This is a genomic window from Brachyspira hampsonii 30446 (assembly GCF_000316195.1).
In the GTDB taxonomy this organism is placed as follows: Bacteria; Spirochaetota; Brachyspiria; order Brachyspirales; family Brachyspiraceae; genus Brachyspira; species Brachyspira hampsonii_C.
Genome location: NZ_JH994111.1, coordinates 544,654 through 558,686, shown reverse-complemented (window position 1 = coordinate 558,686; position 14,033 = coordinate 544,654). Strand labels below are relative to the sequence as shown.

Here is a 14,033-nt window from a genome sequence, read left to right as displayed (position 1 = left end):
ACAAAAATATCAATAATTCAAGCATAAAAAAATGGAGCTGCTTCCCACAAACAACCCCATTACTTTTAAATAAGCGAACAAAAAACTACTTTTTATTAAAGTATAAAATTAAATAACCGATAATTTAAACACGATAAGGGGGAAATCACCCTTGCACATTTAAAGCACCGCCTGTGATCTTTGGCTCTACCTCAACCGTAGCTGTATTGTCAGAAAAGTTGTTTCTAACAGTAATATTTACCCCGCCTATTGACGTAACATAAGTATTAGTTGTGTCAGTAGTTGTAATAGCTGTAACCATATTTGTAAACTCCTTTTTAAATATAGCTTTGTCCTCACTATATTATACTATATAATAAAAAATTCACAAATAGAAAATTATATTTTTTGAGTAATTTTAATAATTAAAAATATTGTTATTTTAAATAAATTCAAATCTAACTCATATATAAAAGATTTTTGCTAATGTGTATGAGCATGTGTTTTTGAAGGAGTAACTACTTTATCAAAAAGATACAAAATATAGGCATTAATTTAAGTTTATACATTACAAGATATAAAGTAAAAATATTTTCACTTTTTGGTTATTTGATTAAGTCTCCTGTGGCGTACGGTGGGAAAAAGAACAATAAAATTTTTATATTTTTTATTATTTGTGGGTACTAGCCCTGCGAAGCACACAGTCGTGCCATGACCCCAGTTCTTTTATGACACCTGTCCGCTGTGGCGTGGTATAGTGGTATAAAAGAACCAAAAGAACTGCAGCACTAATTGTTATCTTATATATTAGACTTGTTGCAATTTTGTACATACATATAGTGATATTATTATATAATAAATTTAAAAATAATATTTATAGTTTTAATAATTGGGGCTTTGCCCCAAACCCCACTTCTTTTGTTGACACAAAGAAGCAAAAAGACTGCATTTTTATATATTATTTAGATAAAATTATATTACATTTAAAACAAAAAATAATAAATATAAAATTACTATAAATAAACTTTATAATATATTTTTAATATTAACTGTATAAAAACACAAAATTGCAACAGTTCTATTGTTGATGATTTAATTATTTGGGTTATAATTGAATCATAATTTTTTAAGGTTTTTTATGACTATTTTAAATGTTGATGAAATAAATAAATATGGTATAACAGAACAGCCAACCGTATATAATTCAGAAGAAGAACTTATTAAATGGTTAAAATATGATTTATTACAACAGGCACTTAACAAAGGTAAAAAAACAGATGAAAATAATATTATAACCATTACAGATGAAGAAGAAAAATACTATACTTTAAATATAGGAGCTATAAATAATAAAGTTAAAAATAAAATTCAAATTCATTTTTATTTAGAAGATGCAATTCTATATTTTAGTGCAAAAAAAGAAAATAAATATGAATTAAATTATAATATTAATTTTGAAAATATCATAGTTTCTTATGGACTATGCATCCAAAATTTTAATTTTAATGGTTCAGTATATTTTATCAATACTATTATAAAATCAAAGGTTGGATTTTATGATTCCAATTTTAATAAAATATTAGTATTCTCAAATTGTAATTTTTATAAATGTTTTACATTAGAATTTAATAAAATAAAATTTAATGGCGGATTATTATTTTCAAATTGTGAATTTCAATGTAGAGTTGAAATTAAAAAATCAGAATTCAATGGAATTTCATTTCTCATTGGAAATACATTTAAATATATTTTAAAATTTATAGAATCGGAATTAAATAATATTATTTGTTTTTATATATCTGATTTTGAATTAGATTTAAAATTTGTAAATACAGCTATTAATAGAGTTATGTATTTTCGTGGTTCTAAAATAAATGAATTAACATTTAATGAAGTTAAATTTAATGATAATTCTATTTTATCAATAGATAATAATTTTATAGATAACAGTTTTTATGACAGTTTATTTAATTATTTCTTAAATAAGGAAAAATTAAAAAATAAAAATAATAAAATAAATAAGGTATCTTTTTATAATATAATAATAAATGGAAAAATTGATTTACAAAATATAGAAGTTAATGAAGCAGATTTTAAAGGTTCTTTGATTAGTAGAGGCTTAATTAATACTATTAATTTCAAAGTACATCAATTTGCTAATCGTGAAAGTGTATCATTGCTTAAGCATCAGGCTTATGCTAGAAATAATGTTATTGATGCTTTGCAGTATCAATCTCAGGAAGTAGAACTACACAAAGAAGAATTAAAAGAACAATTTAAAAAGGATAAAAATCTAAAAACTTTAGGAGATATACTTTCAATTGAATTAAGTTCTTTGTACAGTGATAATGGACAGAATTGGATTAGGGCTTTTATTATAACATTATTGACTAATTTAACTTTTTTCGGCTTTTATTTTTCAATCATAAATAATACTTGGCATTTTATACTATCAATATTTATAATTTTATTATTATCTATAAAATTTATAAAAAAAGAAATTCAAATATATGTATACTTATTAATATTAATTATATCAGGTATAGTGTTTGGAAAAGTACCATTAAAAATAACATATGATTTATTTATGGGACAAGATTTAACAAGTAATTTTATATATAATTTCTTCTTTTTTTTGAATCCTACAGATTATAAAGGATTAGAAATATTGTCAGGACAAAATTATATAAAACAATTTTTTGCAGGTATTAGCTACTTTATAGGTAAAATTGCTTTTTGGTACGGCTCGGTTCAGACTGTTACTGCGTTTAGGAAATTTGCAAAAGGGGCTTAATTTATGTTATAATTAAAATATTAAATGTTTAGAGGTTTATTAATGAATAAAAAATTTTTCGCATATATAGAATATGACAAAGAAACCAATGTTTATGTGGGATATATTCCTTCAATAGTAGGTGCTCATACACAGGCTGATACTTTGGAAGAATTACATATAAAATTAAAAGAGGTTCTGGATTTATGTCTTGAAGAGATGGATAGCGAAGAGAAGAATTCTATTCCAGAGTTTGTAAAGGTAGAAGAAATAGAGCTAGTATGAGTAAGCTGATTTTAAAAGATGCAAAAACTATAGAAAAATTGCTGATTTTATTAGGATTTATTAAACAAAGACAAAAAGGAAGTCATGCTTTTTATAAACATGAAAATGGGAGATGTACTGTTATTCCTTTTCACTCAAGCAAGGTAATATCAAGACCTCTTATGAGAAAAATATTAAATGAAATAAATCTTGATGTAGAAGAATATAATAATTTGATAGAAAAACTATAATAATCCAAATTATTTATTAATGAAATATTTTGAAAGTATTTCATTAGCTATTTCTGATATTGAGATTTCTGACTGCTTGGATAAAATTTCTAGTTCAGATAATACTTTTTTATCTAAATAAATTGGAGTTTTTATATCTTCATTATTAATAAAAAATTTACCATTTTCAAAATCTGTAATTCTCTGAGCTTTTGAAAAATTGTATTCTTTTTTTATATCACTCATGATTCCCCCTATTATAGTATTGATTAATTTCATTCTTAGTTGCATATCTAGCTGATATGATTCTTATAACTTCTTCATTAGAGTTTTTTGTTCTGTCTGTATGAACAACAACAATAATAAACTTTCTTTTAATATTTCCCATTGTAATAAATCTGTCCTCATAATCAGAATGTTCTTCATCTTTCATAATGAGTGCATTTTTATCTGAAAAAACATATATTGCATCTTCAAATGAAATTTTATGTTTCTTTATATTTATAAGATTTTTATTGTTATCCCATTCAAATTTTATCATAATATTATTTTATATTATTAAACTATAATATCAATAGTGATGAATATATTTTACTTCTTCTTAGGCAAATGCTTTATAATCAAATCTCTTTTTTTAGTTTTTCGTATTCATCTATAGTGATATTTATGTCTTTTAAAATTTTTCTTATTAAGCCTCTTGTTAAATCTTCATTATGAACGGGAATGACTGTAGTAAGTCCTTTATTATTGATAAAAAATTTATGGCTTCCTTTTTGTCTTAATTCTTTGAATCCTAATAACATCAAAATCTTAATCATAGTCTTTGAATCACATATAGATAATTTGCTCATATACTAACTTCTACCCTGTCAGCTTTTATGAGTTTATTATATTTGTAATTATCTTTTAAATAGTTATGTTCTTCTTCGACTTCAAGACAAAGCTCTATAACTTCTCTTATTCTTATATATAATTCATCTATTGATTTTGCCTGAGTATAACAGCTTTTTAATGCAGGTACTGTTGCTATATACATTCCATCTTCATCTTGTTCTATAATAATATTAAAATCATATTTAGACATATAAAATCCTATTAACAAATATTTTTTATTATATAGTTTTTTGATGATTATGCAATTATATAAATTATTTTTACTTCTTCTTAGGCAAATGCTTTATAATCTGACCTTCAAGCTGTATTGATTTTTGTTTAGCATCATAACCCAAAATCTTGCCGTAAACTTCTATATAATTTTTAGCTTCTAATGTTACAGTTACATTCACAATTAAATCAGCAACACCCGCAATGTCTTTGTCATTAGTGTCGTAAATTAATATTCTTGCTTTCTTTTTTGGTATGCCGTCGATATTAGTCTGAGTCACCCTGTTTACATCGGCTTTCCATTTCACATATCCGCCATTGTATAGGTCATAATTCTCAGCTACTGTAAGATAACTAGGACTCTCTCTGAATATATTGTAGTCTGGTGCTATTACAAACTCTTTTAAAACTCTGAATCTCTCTTTTAAATATTCGTTAATGTCGCTTTTTAATGCACCGTTTATTATCATAACCGCTTCATTAACAGAGGCACTTCTCATATTGTTTTTAGCCTTGTCAAACATCTCAGCCACTTCACGCGGTGAGTATGTAGGACTTTTGGCACTATCTGGAATCTTTCCGTCTTCAAGTCCCTCAAATAAGTAAACATTCTCTAGTTTTTCTCTTAACTCTTTTTGGTCTTTATCAAGAAGTACATATCTTATTTTAGGATATACTCTGTCTATTGTAATGTATGATAAAAATGTAAGTATAAATGCTATAGGTATGAGAACCAAAAATCTTGACATTGATAACTTTTTTTTGCCGAGTAAATATGCTCTTGGATTTATCTCATCACCTTTTGCATTATTAGTTAAAAATCTTATTCTCTCTATATTATCTTTTGCAATTCTATTTTCAGGATCTAAATCTAATATTCTGAAATACTCTCTCAATGCATTTTCTCTGTGTCCATTATGTAAACTCACATAAGCCTTGGCAAGCATAGCATTAAAACAAAAATTATCTTCTCTAAGTGCCTTTCTTGATAGTTCTTCAGCACCGTAAAAATCTTTTAAAAATATATCTGCAAATGAAAGCATGGCAAGGGCATCTGCATCATGAGAAATTTTAGTTTTATTATTAAGAAGTAAATTTTTGGCTTTTTTATATTTCTTTTTTTTTATGAGAGTATATGCTCTGTCAGCTATTTTGCTTTTCATAGTATATATTATAATCCTAAAGTTAAAGTGTTAACATAATTATCGATATTATGATAACTTTTATTAGCATTTTTTTATTATGTAAACTTTTTGATACGATTCATTAATTCATAGTGATAAAAAGTATATTTTTTTGTTGACAAAAACACAATATAATATATTTTATTCTAAAATTAATTGCGGATAAAATTATGAAACTTTTTGCTAATATAATAATGACAATTTTGATAATTTCTATATTGATATTGTCATGCGAAAAAAATGAAAATACATCAGAAAAATCATCTTTAGTAATATATTCACCTTCATCAAGAGATTTTATAGATCCGTTAATAGAAGATTTCAAAAGTAAAAATCCAAATATAGAAGTAGAAGTAATAATAGCCGGAACAGGTGAATTAATAAAAAGAATAGAAACAGAAAAAAATGATCCATTATGCGATGTTTTAATGGCAGCTAATATTAATTTGGTAAAGAATCATCAGGATTTATTTGAAAACTACACATCAACAAATGAAAATGAAATACTAGACAGCTATAAAAATACAGAAGGCTCTATGACAAGATTTATGATTAGCCCAAGCGTATTAATAGTAAATACTAATCTTGTAGGAAATATCAATATAGAAGGATATTCTGATTTAACTAATGAGCAATTAAAAGGAAAAATAGCCTTTAATGATCCTTCATCTTCATCATCATCTTTTAAACATTTAGTTACTATGTTATATACAATGGGAAAAGATGATATTAATAAAGGCTGGGATTATGTTAATAAATTATGCGATAATTTGGATGGAAAATTACTTACAGGTTCTTCTGCTGTATATAAAGGCGTTGCTGATGGAGAATATACTGTAGGACTTACATTTGAAAATGCCGCTGCCAATTATGCTGCTTCAGGTTCGCCTGTAAAATTGGTATATATGAAAGAAGGCGTTATAATGGAGCCTGCCGGAATATATATAATAAAAAATGCTAAAAATATGGAAAATGCTGAAAAGTTTTTGGATTATATGACTAGCTTTGATACTCAAAAGAAAATGAATGATGAACTTAATGCAAGAGCTGTAAGAAAAGATTTGGGAAGTTCTACTATATTAGTTGATATAAAAAATATCAATGCCATTACTTCAAATGAAGAATTGGAATATATAGACAATTTTGTAAAAGAGAATCAGGAGATCTGGCTTGAAAAATTTAAAAATATAATTACAGATAAATTATAAAAAATAAAAACGAGGGTAAAAATATGAAAAATATCATTAAATTATTTTTAGTATCTTTCATTACAGTAATATTAATTTCTTCATGTTCTAGTAAGAAAGAGGAAAACATAAATAGTTTAGTAATATATACTCCTGCCACTAGATTTTTTATTGACAGACTTGTAGAAGAATTTAATAAAAAAAATCCTGACATAAATGTAGAAATTATTATAGCAGGTACCGCTGAAATAATAAAAAGAATAGAAGCTGAAAAAAATGATCCTTTAGGCGATGTATTTTTTGCTGCTAATGAAAATATATTGAAATATAATTCAGAGCTTTTTGAAGATTATGTTACAACAAATTATGATAATATATATGAGAATTACAGAAGCAAAGAAAAATACATAACAGGCTTTATGCTTAGTCCAAGCGTATTGATAATAAATACAAATTTAATAAAAGACATAAAAATAGAAGGCTATGCTGATTTACTTAATACATCTTTGAAAGGACAAATAGCATTTAATGACCCTACTACTTCATCATCATCTTTTGAACAGTTAGTTAATATGCTTTATGCTATGGGTAATGGCAATCCTGAAAATGGATGGGATTATGTAGAAAAATTATATGCTAATTTAGACGGCAAACTTTTAAGCAGTTCTTCTGCTGTATATAAAGGTGTTGCTGACGGAGAATATGCTGTAGGACTCACATTTGAAAGTGCCGCTGCCAACTATATACATACAGGCTCTCCTATAGATGTTATATACATGAAAGAAGGTGTACTAACTAAAGCACATTCTATGGCTATAATAAAAAATGCTAAAAATTTAGAAAATGCCAAAAAGTTTGTAGATTATGTAACAAGCTATGATGCACAAAAAATCATAAATGATGAATTATTTACAAGAGCGATAATAAAAAATTTAGAAGGTTCTCAAATACTTATACCTCTTGAAAATATAAATGATATAAAAGAAGACGAAGAAATGGTTGATAAAAATAAAGATGCTTGGCTTGAAAAATTTAAAAATATAGTTACAGGCATTTGAAATATTTATATACATTTCTAATGTTATTTTAAAGCATGTAAAATGTTTATAGTTAATAATTTTTCATTAAATATATTTTTCTTTTTAGAATATATAATATTAAAAATAGAAAATTATATTTTATACATTTTCTTATTAAAATAATAAAGAGAAAATTATTATGAAAAACAAAATTAACGCTATATTAAAAAAAATGGACTTTTGGACATATATTACTATAATAATAACATTTATTTTTGCTTTATTTTTAATTTATCCATTATTTTCATTATTTTTAAGCAGTTTTAAAGATGTAAAAACAGATGCTTGGACATTAAATAATTTTATAAGATTTTTTACTAAAAAATATTATTACAGTACATTAATAAATAGTTTTGCCGTAACAACTTCTGTAACTATACTTGCCGTATTAATAGGCACAATTTTAGCATACTGCATGAAAATGTATAATTTAAAAGGCAAGCGAATAATAGAAATTCTAATAATTATATCTATGATGTCTCCCGCATTTATAGGAGCTTATTCTTGGATACTTCTTCTTGGAAGAAATGGTGTTATTACCAGATTTTTCTCATATATAGGTATTAATATACCAACTATATATGGTTTTGGCGGAATACTTTTAGTTTTTTCTTTGAAGTTATATCCATTTATATTTATGTATATTTATGGAGCTTTGGGCAAAATTGATAATATACTTTTAGAAGCTTCTGAAAACTTGGGAGCTTCTAGTTTTGTACGAAATATGACTGTAACTATACCATTAATAAAACCAACCATAGTTTCAGCGGGACTAATTGTATTTATGAATGCATTGGCTGATTTTGGCACACCTATGCTCATAGGAGAAGGATACAGAACTATGCCCACTATGATATATTCTGAATTCATAAGCGAAGTTGGAAGTAATGCTAATTTTTCAGCATCTATGTCTGTTATAATGGTAATAATTACAACTATGATGTTTATATTTCAAAAATATATTGTAAATAAAAGATCATATTCTATGAATTCTATGAACAGCATAAAATCAAAAAATATAAAAGGTGTAAAATCTATATTAATTCATATCATAATATATATTTTAGTTTTTATTTCTATACTTCCTCAAATTACAGTAATATATACTTCATTCTTAAAAACAAACAGATCCGTTTTTACAAATCAATTTTCTTTTGAAAGCTATACAGCAATATTTCATTCCCTAGCTTCTTCAATAAAAAATACATATATATACGGAATAATAACAATATTAATAATAATAGTGATAGGAATGCTCACAGCATACATAACAATCAGAAAAAAGAATATATTTACTAACATAATAGATACAGTATCAATGTTCCCATACATAATACCCGGCTCTGTACTTGGAATAACATTTTTAACAGCATTTAATAAACCTCCAATAATATTAACAGGAAGCTCCATAATTATTATCATATCATTAGTAATAAGAAGACTACCTTATACTTTAAGATCAAGCTCTGCTATACTTTATCAAATAGATAAAAATGTTGATGAAGCTTCTATAAGTTTGGGGGCTTCCGAAATAAAAACCTTTTTTAATATAACAGCAAAATTAATGCTCTCAGGAGTATTATCAGGGGCAATACTCAGCTGGATAACAGTTATTAATGAATTAAGCTCATCTGTTATTCTTTATACAACTAAATCAAGGACTATGTCTGTAGCAATTTATCAAGAGGTTATAAGGGCTAGTTACGGAACTGCAGCTGCCCTTTCTACAATACTTACTCTCACAACCATTATATCGCTTATTATATTTTTTAAAATCAGCAGTAAAAAAGAGATTACATTATAATAATATAACATACTATTTATTTGTATTATATGTAATATAAAAAACATGTTTATTAAATTTATATTATTTATTTTTTTAATATTTTAAAAATTTATCTTGACAAAAACCATATATAGTATACTATACATTGTAGATTGTTTTTATTTTTTATCATATGTTTTCTTAAAAAGCCTACCATAATAAACCCCATTTATTATATGGTAGGTATTTTTTATTCTTATATCATTTATTAATACTAAGTAAAAACTCCCTAGCAACAAATATGCTAAATACAATAAGTATAGCAGCACTTATCCCAGCACTTATATAAGGATTAATTCCAAATAATAGTGATATTATAGCCGTAGTAACTATTGACAGCAATATAATAATTATTTCAAATATGATAAGAAGAAATAATCTCTTTTTATTTATATGTTTTTTCTCTTCAGGTTTTTTGTATGGTATTGGTTTTCTCATAATTACCTTCCGTTTATTAATTTTTAATAATTTGTATCTATATCTAAAGAAGCTCTTGATATCCAAGTTTCATCTTTACCATTAACTTCAACTTGCAAATATCCTTCTTCAGTTATTCCTTTCACATAAGCATATATTTCAGCATTATCTTTTATGGCCTTTATGGTTTTGCCTATCATTTTACTATACTCTTTAAAATATTCTGATAATTTTTTACTTCCTGTATAAATATCTTCAAAATAATAAATTAAATCTTTATAAAAACTTTCTAATTTAGCCTTTTTATTAGTTTCTATATACAATGAAGTAGCTTTATTTCTTATGCTCAAATCAAAATCTTCACTACTTTGATATAAATTAACTCCTGTGCCTATAACACATGCATTTGTATTTTCAAAAGATGTAACTTGTATAAGTGTTCCTGATATTTTTTTATTATCCACCAAAACATCATTAGGCCATTTAACATGAGCATCAACATTATATTTTTCTCTTAAACATTTACTCAATGCTATACCCGGCAGAAAACTTAAAGCCTCTTTTTTATAAGGAGAATAAACCAAAATACTAAACCATAATCCTAAATTATTATTAGATTCCCATTTATTACCATAGCTGCCCTTTCCTGATGTCTGTACTAATGCTATATATACACTGCCCTCTTCCAACTTCATACCATTATTCAAATCTTCTATCATTTTTTTATTTGTACTTTCTAATGATTCAAATAATAAAGTATTTTGTCCGTATATTTTAGTATTTAAATTTTCTGTAAATATGTTAACTTTCATATTTTTATTATATATTAAATAAACATTATATCAATATTACAATAAATATATTTTTTGTAAGTACATCATAATCCTTTATAAAAAATTAAGTTTCATAATATTTTATACTTGACATTTATACTATTTATAGTATTATCTTTATTAAAAATACTATAAATAGTTATATAATATATAAATAACTATCTATATAATAGAGGTTCAAAATGAAAAAAATACTAATCTTATTAATGCTTATTTCTTCGATAATCATTATATCATGCGGAAATTCAAAAACATCAGAATCAGAAAATAAACCAATATATGTTGGAATAGATGTTGATTTTCCTCCTTTCGGATATTTAAATAGTGATGGACAAATAGGCGGTTTCGATTATGATATAATGAGCGAGATTGCAAAATTATCAGGATTGAATGTAGAGTTTACACATATGCAGTTTAGCGGACTTCTTCCTGCACTTCAGACAAAAAAAATAGATGCTATAATAGCTGCCATGACTGTTACTGAGGAAAGAAAATTATCTGTTAATTTCTCAGAGCCTTATTATGTTTCAAGTCAGGTTATGCTGGTTCATAAAGATGATGATACAATAAAAACATTTGATGATTTGGTTGGAAAAAATATCGGAGTTGTTATAGGTACTACAGGAGATACTATAATGACTGAAAAAGCTGGTGTAAATAATGAAAAATTTGACACTGGTGCTGCTGCTGTACTTGCTTTGAAAGAAAAGAAAATATCAGCTGTAGTATTTGATAAAGAGCCTTGTAAAAATTTTGCTAAATACAATGAAGATATCAAATTAATAGAAAGCGATGCTGTAAAAGAAGATTATGCTATTGCTGTAAGAAAAGATGATACAGCACTTTTAGAAAAAATAAATGCAGGACTTTCTCAAATAATGACAAATGGTACTTATGAAAAATTAATAGAAAAGAACTTTCAATAATTTCACATAAATTAAAAAGTATTTTATCTATGCCGTTTAATTTTTTATTAAATTAAGCTGCATAGATTTTTTATAGGCTATTTATGAGTTTTTATAAACATATTAAAAACTTAAAAATGTTTTTATACTAAACTGCATTATAATAAAATTAATAAAAATGTATTATAATACAAACATCAATAATAAGTTTCAGATATTAACAAATATATGATTTGTCAATAATGTTATATTTTCAAGTTAAAATTACATTAAAATAATTACAATATAAAAAAACTCCTCAATATTTTTTATATACTGAGGAGTTTCATTTTATTACAACAAAATATTTTTATTGTAATGTTACAACATAATTCCATTGAGGAACAGGATATCTTCCTGCTTTTCCAACTGATCTGCCGTTAGCATCTGTAATTTCTGCTTCGGCATATAATAAGTATCTTCCTTTAGGCAAATATCTTCCGCTTGCAGAAGTTCTTCCTGCGAAGTAGAATTGTGTTTGAGCCTGTCCGTCCAATACATATATTTTAGGCAAATAGAATACTAAATCTCTGCTTAATATATTATAATTATTATCTACTCTTCTAGCATATACTCTTATTTTAGCATATTTTCCTTCAGCAGGAGATTTTACTGCTAAAGTTATTAAAACAGGATTATTTCTAGTAGCAACAAATCTGTCATTATAATTAATAATAAATGAGCTTATTCTCACATTTGTTTCAGCAGAAAGTGCTGTATCCATCATAGTCATATTATTATTATTAGGTCTAAGAGTATTAGAACTTGTTACTAAAACAGTATTTTCAGTATTATAAGTATAAGCTGAACCGCTATTGTTTGGCTTAGCAGGAGAAGGCTTTATATCTGGTATATCAAGATTATTTCCAGCCTCATACAATCCATTATCTGTAAGATTTATAGAAGAATCTTTATTTGTTGACTTAGTATTATTATCTGATAATATAGTATTATTCGTAGCTAAGAAATCTTTTTCTTCAGGGGTTATATCCTCACCGAATATATCATCTGTTGTTAAAGTATCTTCAGGCATATCATTAGTATCAGAAGCCCCGAAATCTAGAACAGGTATATTACTGCTGCTCAATATACTTTTAGTAATAAAAAAACCCGCAGTTAAAACTACAAGTAATATTACTATTATAATTATAGGTTTTAATTTTGCTTTCATTTCGTTAGACATAAATTCCCATCCATGATTATAAATTATTATATTAATTTTTCGGTAAAAATATAAATTGTTTAATAAAAAAATATAATGATAAGATGAAAATTACTTAATCCCATAAGAAACTTTTTAATTCTTTAGATAAATTAAGCCCCGCAAGTTTCTTTATAGCCTTTATTTGGATTTGTCTTACTCTTTCTCTTGTAATATTTAATTCTTTTCCTGTATCTTCAAGAGTTTTAGCCTCTTTTCCATATAATCCGTATCTTGATATAATTACAGTTCTTTCTTTTTCATCTAAACATTTAAGAGCCTCTGTTAATGTATCTCTAAGGCTGTCCATAAATGCTTTCTGATGCGGTGAAGGGAAATTTTTATCTTCTATGATAGAAGTCATATCATTATTATCAGAATTTCTGAAAAAAGAATCAACACTAGCAGTATCCTGAGTAAATATCATTATATACGATAGAGTTTTTCTATCTATTTTCATTTCTTTAGCTATTTCATCTATTGTAGGATCTCTGCCCAATTTCTGAGTAAGTATTTTTGAAGTTTGTATGCTCTTTTTTATCAGCCTTGCTATATGCATAGGAAATCTGATAATATGCCTTTTACTTGATATTTCTTTAACTATACTCTGCTTTATCCACCAAACACCGTAAGTAGAAAATTTAAATCCTTTTTTATACTCAAATCTTTTAACAGCCTCTATAAGACCTATATTACCCTCATCTATAATATCAATAAAAGGTACTCCGCTGTTATAATATCGCTTTGCTATGCTTATTACGAGCCTCAAATTAGATTTTACAAGTTTATGCTGTATAGAATCTATTTCTTTATCTATCTCTTCTATCTTTTTTAAAGACTCTTCATCGTCATTATTTTCTAATGCGGCTCTATTATCCCGGCAAACTTCAAGACGCTGCCATAAATCAAGTTCTTCTTCTTTAGTGAGTCTTCTTATTTCACCTATTTGCTTTAAATATACGCTAACAGGTCCCTTATACTCTTGATTAATATCTTTTTTTAACAATTACTTT

The 14,033-nt window shown here is 25.7% G+C and carries 17 protein-coding genes; 7 read left to right on the top strand and 10 right to left on the bottom strand.

The window, feature by feature from the left end; translation table 11 throughout:
* Positions 1-145 precede the first annotated feature (145 nt).
* Positions 146-301 carry a hypothetical protein gene (locus tag A966_RS13600; protein WP_008724155.1) on the bottom strand — a complete coding sequence of 52 codons (156 nt, stop codon included), beginning with the start codon at positions 299-301 and terminating at the stop codon, positions 146-148.
* 816 nt (positions 302-1,117) lie between these two features.
* Here A966_RS13600 and A966_RS07350 point away from each other — a divergent pair.
* From A966_RS07350 to A966_RS07340, 3 genes are read left to right on the top strand one after another with little or no spacing between them, the layout of a single operon-like run.
* The gene (locus A966_RS07350) at positions 1,118-2,773 is read left to right on the top strand and encodes a hypothetical protein (RefSeq protein WP_008724150.1); all 1,656 of its coding nucleotides are present in this window, start codon (positions 1,118-1,120) and stop codon (positions 2,771-2,773) included.
* 42 nt (positions 2,774-2,815) lie between these two features.
* Entirely contained in the window at positions 2,816-3,037 is a 222-nt protein-coding gene (locus A966_RS07345) for a type II toxin-antitoxin system HicB family antitoxin (RefSeq protein WP_008724148.1), read from the top strand.
* Positions 3,034-3,267: a type II toxin-antitoxin system HicA family toxin gene (locus tag A966_RS07340; protein WP_008724146.1), complete on the top strand. Its 234-nt coding sequence runs from the start codon at positions 3,034-3,036 to the stop codon at positions 3,265-3,267. The genes A966_RS07345 and A966_RS07340 overlap by 4 nt, the downstream gene beginning before the upstream one ends.
* 9 nt (positions 3,268-3,276) lie before the next feature.
* Here A966_RS07340 and A966_RS07335 read toward each other — a convergent pair whose 3' ends face one another.
* The 5 genes from A966_RS07335 to A966_RS07315 all read right to left on the bottom strand — a co-directional run bounded on the left by A966_RS07335 (position 3,277) and on the right by A966_RS07315 (position 5,513).
* On the bottom strand, positions 3,277-3,492 hold the full coding sequence (locus A966_RS07335; RefSeq protein ID WP_008724144.1) for a hypothetical protein: 216 nt from the start codon (positions 3,490-3,492) through the stop codon (positions 3,277-3,279).
* Positions 3,485-3,787 (bottom strand): BrnT family toxin, encoded by a 303-nt coding sequence (locus A966_RS07330; protein WP_008724142.1) that lies wholly within the window; start codon positions 3,785-3,787, stop codon positions 3,485-3,487. Before A966_RS07330 ends, A966_RS07335 begins: the two co-directional genes overlap by 8 nt.
* Positions 3,788-3,866: 79 nt before the next feature.
* The gene (locus tag A966_RS07325; protein WP_008724140.1) at positions 3,867-4,097 is read right to left on the bottom strand and encodes a type II toxin-antitoxin system HicA family toxin; all 231 of its coding nucleotides are present in this window, start codon (positions 4,095-4,097) and stop codon (positions 3,867-3,869) included.
* Complete coding sequence (locus A966_RS07320) at positions 4,094-4,330, bottom strand: type II toxin-antitoxin system HicB family antitoxin (RefSeq protein ID WP_008724138.1); 237 nt, start codon at positions 4,328-4,330, stop codon at positions 4,094-4,096. The genes A966_RS07325 and A966_RS07320 overlap by 4 nt, the downstream gene beginning before the upstream one ends.
* Positions 4,331-4,400: 70 nt before the next feature.
* Positions 4,401-5,513 carry a hypothetical protein gene (locus A966_RS07315; protein WP_008724137.1) on the bottom strand — a complete coding sequence of 371 codons (1,113 nt, stop codon included), beginning with the start codon at positions 5,511-5,513 and terminating at the stop codon, positions 4,401-4,403.
* Between the two features lie 191 nt (positions 5,514-5,704).
* Between A966_RS07315 and A966_RS07310 the strand changes: the two genes are divergently transcribed.
* The 3 genes from A966_RS07310 (at position 5,705) to A966_RS07300 (ending at position 9,604) form a co-directional block, all read left to right on the top strand.
* Positions 5,705-6,742: an ABC transporter substrate-binding protein gene (locus A966_RS07310; RefSeq protein WP_008724135.1), complete on the top strand. Its 1,038-nt coding sequence runs from the start codon at positions 5,705-5,707 to the stop codon at positions 6,740-6,742.
* A gap of 23 nt (positions 6,743-6,765) precedes the next feature.
* Positions 6,766-7,779 carry an extracellular solute-binding protein gene (locus tag A966_RS07305; RefSeq protein WP_008724133.1) on the top strand — a complete coding sequence of 338 codons (1,014 nt, stop codon included), beginning with the start codon at positions 6,766-6,768 and terminating at the stop codon, positions 7,777-7,779.
* A 160-nt stretch (positions 7,780-7,939) separates the two neighbouring features.
* On the top strand, positions 7,940-9,604 hold the full coding sequence (locus A966_RS07300; RefSeq protein ID WP_008724131.1) for an ABC transporter permease: 1,665 nt from the start codon (positions 7,940-7,942) through the stop codon (positions 9,602-9,604).
* Positions 9,605-9,826: 222 nt separating this feature from the next.
* On the opposite strand, the gene A966_RS07295 is transcribed toward A966_RS07300, so the two are convergent.
* The gene (locus A966_RS07295; protein ID WP_008724129.1) at positions 9,827-10,063 is read right to left on the bottom strand and encodes a hypothetical protein; all 237 of its coding nucleotides are present in this window, start codon (positions 10,061-10,063) and stop codon (positions 9,827-9,829) included.
* 23 nt (positions 10,064-10,086) lie between these two features.
* Positions 10,087-10,854 (bottom strand): biotin--[acetyl-CoA-carboxylase] ligase, encoded by a 768-nt coding sequence (locus A966_RS07290; protein WP_008724127.1) that lies wholly within the window; start codon positions 10,852-10,854, stop codon positions 10,087-10,089.
* A 203-nt stretch (positions 10,855-11,057) separates the two neighbouring features.
* On the opposite strand from A966_RS07290, the gene A966_RS07285 reads away from it, so the two are divergent.
* On the top strand, positions 11,058-11,801 hold the full coding sequence (locus tag A966_RS07285) for a basic amino acid ABC transporter substrate-binding protein (RefSeq protein ID WP_008724125.1): 744 nt from the start codon (positions 11,058-11,060) through the stop codon (positions 11,799-11,801).
* A gap of 328 nt (positions 11,802-12,129) precedes the next feature.
* On the opposite strand, the gene A966_RS07280 is transcribed toward A966_RS07285, so the two are convergent.
* Together A966_RS07280 and A966_RS07275 are read right to left on the bottom strand one after the other, a co-directional pair.
* Positions 12,130-13,002 carry a hypothetical protein gene (locus A966_RS07280; protein ID WP_008724123.1) on the bottom strand — a complete coding sequence of 291 codons (873 nt, stop codon included), beginning with the start codon at positions 13,000-13,002 and terminating at the stop codon, positions 12,130-12,132.
* Positions 13,003-13,096: 94 nt separating this feature from the next.
* On the bottom strand, positions 13,097-14,026 hold the full coding sequence (locus A966_RS07275) for a sigma-70 family RNA polymerase sigma factor (protein ID WP_008724121.1): 930 nt from the start codon (positions 14,024-14,026) through the stop codon (positions 13,097-13,099).
* Positions 14,027-14,033 lie beyond the last annotated feature (7 nt).

What these genes read in the sequence shown, in the direction of transcription:
- A966_RS13600 (WP_008724155.1), bottom strand. Translation starts at nt 301, where the DNA reads ATGGTTACAGCTATTACAACTACTGACACAACTAATACTTATGTTACG.
- A966_RS07350 (WP_008724150.1), top strand. Translation starts at nt 1,118, where the DNA reads ATGACTATTTTAAATGTTGATGAAATAAATAAATATGGTATAACAGAA.
- A966_RS07345 (WP_008724148.1), top strand. Translation starts at nt 2,816, where the DNA reads ATGAATAAAAAATTTTTCGCATATATAGAATATGACAAAGAAACCAAT.
- A966_RS07340 (WP_008724146.1), top strand. Translation starts at nt 3,034, where the DNA reads ATGAGTAAGCTGATTTTAAAAGATGCAAAAACTATAGAAAAATTGCTG.
- A966_RS07335 (WP_008724144.1), bottom strand. Translation starts at nt 3,492, where the DNA reads ATGAGTGATATAAAAAAAGAATACAATTTTTCAAAAGCTCAGAGAATT.
- A966_RS07330 (WP_008724142.1), bottom strand. Translation starts at nt 3,787, where the DNA reads ATGATAAAATTTGAATGGGATAACAATAAAAATCTTATAAATATAAAG.
- A966_RS07325 (WP_008724140.1), bottom strand. Translation starts at nt 4,097, where the DNA reads ATGAGCAAATTATCTATATGTGATTCAAAGACTATGATTAAGATTTTG.
- A966_RS07320 (WP_008724138.1), bottom strand. Translation starts at nt 4,330, where the DNA reads ATGTCTAAATATGATTTTAATATTATTATAGAACAAGATGAAGATGGA.
- A966_RS07315 (WP_008724137.1), bottom strand. Translation starts at nt 5,513, where the DNA reads ATGAAAAGCAAAATAGCTGACAGAGCATATACTCTCATAAAAAAAAAG.
- A966_RS07310 (WP_008724135.1), top strand. Translation starts at nt 5,705, where the DNA reads ATGAAACTTTTTGCTAATATAATAATGACAATTTTGATAATTTCTATA.
- A966_RS07305 (WP_008724133.1), top strand. Translation starts at nt 6,766, where the DNA reads ATGAAAAATATCATTAAATTATTTTTAGTATCTTTCATTACAGTAATA.
- A966_RS07300 (WP_008724131.1), top strand. Translation starts at nt 7,940, where the DNA reads ATGAAAAACAAAATTAACGCTATATTAAAAAAAATGGACTTTTGGACA.
- A966_RS07295 (WP_008724129.1), bottom strand. Translation starts at nt 10,063, where the DNA reads ATGAGAAAACCAATACCATACAAAAAACCTGAAGAGAAAAAACATATA.
- A966_RS07290 (WP_008724127.1), bottom strand. Translation starts at nt 10,854, where the DNA reads ATGAAAGTTAACATATTTACAGAAAATTTAAATACTAAAATATACGGA.
- A966_RS07285 (WP_008724125.1), top strand. Translation starts at nt 11,058, where the DNA reads ATGAAAAAAATACTAATCTTATTAATGCTTATTTCTTCGATAATCATT.
- A966_RS07280 (WP_008724123.1), bottom strand. Translation starts at nt 13,002, where the DNA reads ATGTCTAACGAAATGAAAGCAAAATTAAAACCTATAATTATAATAGTA.